Here is a 5749-nt window from a genome sequence, read left to right on the forward strand (position 1 = left end):
GGATGCACTGGGACGTGACATCCTTTCGCGCCTTGTCTGGGGCACGCGCGTGAGCCTGGCCGTGGGCATTTCGGCAACGCTGATTGCCGCATTTTTCGGCTCGCTCATCGGGCTTGTTGCCGGTTATGCCGGCGGTCGGGTCGACGCGCTTCTGATGCGCGGCATCGACATGGTCATGGCATTTCCCTACATCCTGCTCGCACTCGCCATCGTTGCCGCGCTCGGACCCGGTTTGCTCAATGCGCTCTATGCCATCGCGGTGGTCAATATTCCCTTCTTCGCCCGCAACATTCGCGGCATCACCATCGGGCTCTCCCGTCGCGAATTTGTCGATGCGGCGCGTCTTTCGGGAAAATCAAACGCCGGCATCCTGTTCGGCGAGATTCTGCCCAACGTGTTGCCCGTGATCATCATCACCATGTCCACCACCATCGGCTGGATGATTCTGGAGACGGCGGGCCTGTCTTTCCTCGGACTCGGCGCGCAGCCGCCGCAGGCCGATCTTGGCTCGATGCTGGGCGAAGGGCGCAAAATTCTGTTCACCGCGCCGCACGTGTCGATCATTCCCGGCCTGATGATCTTCGCGCTTGTCATGAGCATCAATCTGCTCGGAGACGGTGTGCGCGATGTGCTTGATCCACGGCTGAAGTCCGGCGCACTGACACGGCCTGTCGCGCGCACGGCGGTTGAGCGTCATATGGTGCCGGAAAAACGTGTCCACGCGGAAAGCATTCTGGAGGTCTCGGATCTCAAAACCGAATTCCATATCGGTGGCGACGTCTATCGCGCGGTTGGAGGCATCGACCTGCATTTGAAGCAGGGCGAATGCCTTGGCATCGTCGGCGAATCCGGATCCGGAAAATCCGTTTCGGCCATGTCGCTCATGGGGCTGGTGCCGACGCCCCCCGGCCGCATTACCGGTGGAGCCGCCTGGCTGGATGGCGAGGATCTTTTCGCTGTCAGCGACGCGCGTATCCGCGAACTGAGAGGTGCGGATGTGAGTCATGTTTTCCAGGATCCACTCTCGACCCTGCATCCGCTTTTCACCATTGGCGACCAGTTGACCGAAGCGATCATGGCGCATCGACCAGTCAAACGCTCGGAAGCGGACAGACGCGCCGAGGAACTGTTGCGGCTGGTTCGCATCACCAATCCGGTAGAGCGGCTGAAGGTGTATCCGCACGAACTTTCCGGCGGTATGCGCCAGCGTGTCTGCATCGCCATGGCGCTTGCAAACGACGCCAAGATCATCATCGCCGACGAACCGACCACCGCGCTGGACGTTACCGTGCAGGCGCAGATTCTCTCCTTGATGGACACGCTCAGGCGGGAAAGCGACGCGGCCATCCTGTTCATCACTCATGATTTCGGCGTGGTTTCTGCCGTGTGCGATCGGGTTGCGGTCATGTATGCGGGACGTATCGTTGAAACGGGCACGACGGAAGAAGTGCTCAACGCGCCGGCCCATCCTTACACGCGCAAGTTGATCGACTGTGTGCCGGTTTTGGGCGCGCCCGACCGGCGGCTGGATGCGATCGAGGGGCGCCCGCCCGTGGTCAACAATCTGCCGCCCGGTTGCGCCTTCGCGGCACGTTGCCCACGCGCGAAGGCGGACTGTCGAAAGGACGATATAGCCCTGTCGCCGCTTGGCGGTGCACGTGCCGTGCGGTGCCTCTATCCACTCACCGGGGAGGCTGCCGATGTCTGATACGACCCTTCTGGAGATTGACAATGCCGAACGCGTGTTCGGGGGTGGGCGCACTCTGTTCGGCAAGGCCCTGCCGGCGGTTCACGCCGTGCAGGGCATCTCTATCAATGTGCGCAAGGGCGAAACGCTCGGCGTGGTCGGGGAATCGGGTTGCGGAAAGTCGACACTCGCCCGTCTGATCGTGGGTCTCGACACACCCACCGGCGGCTCCATCACTTTCGATGGGGTCGACCTGGTGGCCGAGGCCAAGCGTGATCCGCAAAGGCTCGCGCAACGCGTCCAGTATGTCTTTCAGGACCCCGTTGCATCCCTCAATCCGCGCAAGACGATCCGTACCATTCTCGAAGCGCCGCTTAAACATCTCCTCGGTCTCGGCAAGGACGCCCGCGAAAACAGGCTCAAGGAGCTCATGGAGGCTGTCAATCTGGCGCCGGAATTCCTCGAGCGCTATCCGCACGAATTCTCAGGCGGACAGGCGCAGCGCATCGGCATTGCCCGTGCTCTCGCCGCCGATCCCGAATTGATCGTGCTCGACGAACCGGTTTCCGCACTCGACGTGTCCGTACAGGCGCAGGTGCTCAACATTCTCGACGACCTCAAGGCAAAGTTCGGTCTCACTTACGTGTTCATCAGCCACGATTTGTCGGTGATTGAAAGCGTCAGCGATCGGGTGGCGGTGCTCTATTTCGGGCGGCTCGCCGAACTAGGGGAGGCGGAGCGGATCTTTGGTGTCCCGCGCCATCCCTACACCCACCTCTTGTTGAAATCGGCCCCCGTCCCGGGAAAGCGTTCACTCATTCCAGAAGATGCGAATACGGAGCTTCCCGATCCCTACGATCCGCCGCCGGGCTGCGCTTTTTTCGCTCGCTGTCCGCGCGGAACGGATGTTTGCAAATCGGCACAGCCGCCGCTCGATCCGGCACCGGACTGCATTGAACATCGGGCGGCGTGCTATCATCCTGTCGAAGAGAACGAGGATGCCTGATCGCCGCGGTTCGCAATTGGCCCCGAGACCCTCCCAGCTCTCAAAAGTGCTGAAGCGCCGTAAGCGGCCGGATCTTATTGCCGACCGGATCCGCGAGCTCATCGTCGCCCACGGGCTGGCGCCGGGCGATCGCATTCCCAACGATTGGCTTTTGCCGGAAACGCAGGAAGCGTCGCGCGGTACGCTGCGCGAGGCTTTAAAAATACTTGAGTTTCAGGGGCTCACCACCAGCAAGACGGGCCCCGGGGGCGGGGTTTTCGTTTCCAGCGTGGGGGCGGATCAGGCGATCCGCCTGCTTGACAATCTGTTCCTGTTCCAGCCGCCCTCCATCGCCGACATTTATGCCATCCGCAAGGTTCTGGAACCGCAACTCGCCTCCAGCCTTGCCGGCAGGCTCTCTCCAGAGGCTTTTGTTACGCTGCAAGAGACCATTCGGCTCTATGAGGAAGAGCCGAAGACGGCTGAAGAGGAATATCGACAACGCCTTGCCGAACTCGATTTCCATGTCGAGCTCGCCCGCCACGCGGAGAACGCACTGCTTGGGTTCAATTGCATCTTCCTGATCAGCCTGCTTCGTGACATGGCCGTTTGTCGTGCCATCTACAAAGAGCCGAATCCGGCTTTGCGCGAGGCAGGGCTGCACTATCAGATCAGCCTGCTCCGCGCGATCAAGGCAGGCGATGGAGAACGCGCTGCAAGGATCATGCATGAACATATGAAAGCGGCAGAGATATACATGCTCGAGCGCGCCGAGATTCCGCGCCGCGGGCAGTCCGGCATCGCCCACCAGGCCGCCGGCAAATAGGCATTTCCTTTCATTGGCGCATGCGGTAGCTTCGCGCCGAAATTCGGATGGGAGCCGGTTTTGCATTTGTATTTGGGGTTCTGCGCCGGTCTGGATCGGTTGGCGACGGCATTGTGCGTTCTTGCCTGCCTTGCCCTGACCGTCAGCGTGCTCACCATTGTGGTGATGCGTTATGGTTTCGGTGTCGGTTTCATCGAGCTGCAGGATTTCGCCGCCTACACTTTCGCCGTGCTCCTCATCTTCTCGGTACCCGTCTGTCTTCGCCGAGGCGGTCACGTGCGTGTGGAGGTGCTTTCAGAAAATCTCTCGCCGGCCTATGCCCGTATCGCAGATGCAGTCGCAGTGCTGCTTTTTCTCATTCCGGTGTTCGGTCTCATCATCTGGGCCGATTGGGCCGATCTCGCTTATTCCTGGTCGATTCGCGAGGCTTCGATAGAAACAGGGGGTTTGCCGGGGTTGTTCGTTGTCAAGACGGCTTTGCCTCTCGGCGCCGCCATGATGATCCTGCAGGGCATCGCCATGGTGTTGGAGCCGCGTCCAGACCGTTCCGCTGAAGACGAGCCCACTCTATGAATCTTTCCGAACTGTTTCTGTGCCTGATGCTCGTCGGGCTCTTCGGCGGCATTTTGAGCGGCATTCCCGCAATGCTCGCAATCGCTGGCGTGCCCTTCGTGATCGCGGTTATCGCGAGCTTCTTCGGTGCGTTCGATCTCGCCTTTCTGGACTTTTTTCCAAGCCGCGTCTGGGGTGTGATGAGCAACACGCTTCTGATGGCAGTGCCGCTGTTCATCCTCATGGGGGTGGTGCTGGAGCGCTCGCAGCTCGCCGAACGCATGCTAGAGGTTCTGCGGGAGATGCTGGGCGCATCGCCGCGCGGGCTTGCCTGTTCTCGCCGTCAAAGACAGCCGTTTCCATATTGGCGCCGAGCAGCTTCAGCGCCTGGGCGTCGTAGTCGCAGGGCAGGCCGAAGGCCTTGGCGATGGCGTCGGCGGTGATGTCGTCATGGGTCGGCCCGATGCCGCCGGAGGTGAAGACGTAGGTGTAGTGCTTGCGCAGCGCGTTGACCGCCTCGATGATCGCTTCCTCGTCGTCGCCGACGATGCGCACCTCGCGCAGGTCGATGCCGATCGCCGTCAGCACGGCGGCGAGGTGGCCGGCATTCTTTTCTCGGATGCGCCCCGACAGGATCTCGTCGCCGATGACCAGCGCACCGGCGGTGACGATGGAATTGTCGGCAGAATCTGCGGTTTTTGCAGGCATGCGCTCAGGCTCCGTATCGAGCGCTATTTGTATTCTGCTTGGGAATGGTTGTGAAGCGGGCGCGGAACAGCGCCGGACGCTTGCGGCTTGATCGTGCGCGACGGGTCGGCTAGCGGTTCTCCCGTGCCCCCTTGGCGGAACTGGTAGACGCAAGGGACTTAAAATCCCTCGGCCATTGGCCGTGCCGGTTCGAGTCCGGCAGGGGGCACCACAGGCGCTATCCAAGCGATTGACTTATAACGCCTATTCCTTTTTCCGAATGCTTCTCCGCTGTCATGGCGGCCTTGCGGCCCGGATGCCGCATGCGCCGCGGATGCGCGGGATTTCGAAGCGGGGGCGAAATCCGTCTTTTCCGGATCGCCGCTGTCGGAGGGGCCGAGGCGGCCGCCGCGACTGACGGAAAGGGAGCGGATATCTCAGCGCGCCAGCCAACCGCCGTCGACCGGCAGCAGCGCGCCGTGGATGAAGCGCGCAGCGTCGCTTGCCAGGAACACGGCCGGCCAGGCGATGTCCTCCGGCCGGCCCCAGCGCTGCGCGGGAACGCGGGCCAGCAGTTCCGCCGACCGGTCCTTGTCCGCCTGAAGCGCCGCCGTGTTGTCGGTGGCGACGTAGCCGGGCGCCACGGCGTTGACGTTGATGCCTTTCGCGGCCCACTCGTTGGCGAAGGCGCGCACGATCTGCGCGATGCCGCCTTTGGCGGCGGCGTAGCCGGGCACGTTGATGCCGCCCTGGAAGCTCAGGACCGAAGCGACGAACACAACCTTGCCGCCGCCGCGTCCGATCATGCGGCGGCCGATTTCCCGCGTCAGGACAAAGGGCGCGGACAGGTTGACCTCGACGACACGGTCCCAGTCGGCGTCGGAATGTTCCGCCGCAGGCGCGCGCCGGATCGTGCCGGCATTGTTGACGAGGATATCGATCGCATGACCGTCGCGGTCGAGCTCCCCGACGAAGCGGTGCAACGCCGCGCGGTCGGAGAAATCGCAGCGAT

General features: G+C 62.2%; 6 protein-coding genes, 1 tRNA gene and 1 pseudogene. 6 read left to right on the forward strand and 2 right to left on the reverse strand.

Annotated elements, in window-relative coordinates; all coding sequences use genetic code 11:
- The 5 genes and pseudogenes from QZ638_RS22185 to QZ638_RS22205 all read left to right on the forward strand — a co-directional run.
- The coding region (locus tag QZ638_RS22185; protein WP_295814656.1) for a dipeptide/oligopeptide/nickel ABC transporter permease/ATP-binding protein at positions 1 to 1708 on the forward strand (1708 nt) is incomplete at its 5' end.
- A complete protein-coding gene (locus QZ638_RS22190; protein WP_295814658.1) occupies positions 1701 to 2693 on the forward strand; it encodes an oligopeptide/dipeptide ABC transporter ATP-binding protein in 993 nt (330 codons plus the stop codon). The genes QZ638_RS22185 and QZ638_RS22190, both read left to right, overlap by 8 nt.
- Positions 2686 to 3498, forward strand: coding sequence for an FCD domain-containing protein (locus tag QZ638_RS22195; RefSeq protein WP_295814662.1), 813 nt, complete (start codon positions 2686 to 2688; stop codon positions 3496 to 3498). The genes QZ638_RS22190 and QZ638_RS22195 overlap by 8 nt, the downstream gene beginning before the upstream one ends.
- Before the next feature lie 60 nt (positions 3499 to 3558).
- Positions 3559 to 4071, forward strand: a complete 513-nt coding sequence (locus QZ638_RS22200) for a TRAP transporter small permease subunit (protein WP_295814664.1) — start codon at positions 3559 to 3561, stop codon at positions 4069 to 4071.
- A gap of 71 nt (positions 4072 to 4142) precedes the next feature.
- Positions 4143 to 4322, forward strand: a pseudogene (locus tag QZ638_RS22205) (tripartite transporter); the annotation flags it as partial.
- Here the strand turns inward: QZ638_RS22205 and QZ638_RS22210 are convergent.
- Positions 4291 to 4758, reverse strand: coding sequence for a molybdopterin-binding protein (locus QZ638_RS22210; protein WP_295814667.1), 468 nt, complete (start codon positions 4756 to 4758; stop codon positions 4291 to 4293). The pseudogene QZ638_RS22205 and the gene QZ638_RS22210 sit on opposite strands and share 32 nt — an antisense overlap.
- A 125-nt stretch (positions 4759 to 4883) precedes the next feature.
- Between QZ638_RS22210 and QZ638_RS22215 the strand changes: the two genes are divergently transcribed.
- A tRNA-Leu gene (locus QZ638_RS22215) sits at positions 4884 to 4969 on the forward strand.
- A 205-nt stretch (positions 4970 to 5174) separates the two neighbouring features.
- Here QZ638_RS22215 and QZ638_RS22220 read toward each other — a convergent pair.
- On the reverse strand, positions 5175 to 5749 hold a 575-nt coding region (locus tag QZ638_RS22220; protein WP_295814670.1), incomplete at its 5' end, for an SDR family oxidoreductase.

This window comes from uncultured Nitratireductor sp., assembly GCF_913053745.1.
Classification (GTDB): Bacteria; Pseudomonadota; Alphaproteobacteria; order Rhizobiales; family Rhizobiaceae; genus Nitratireductor.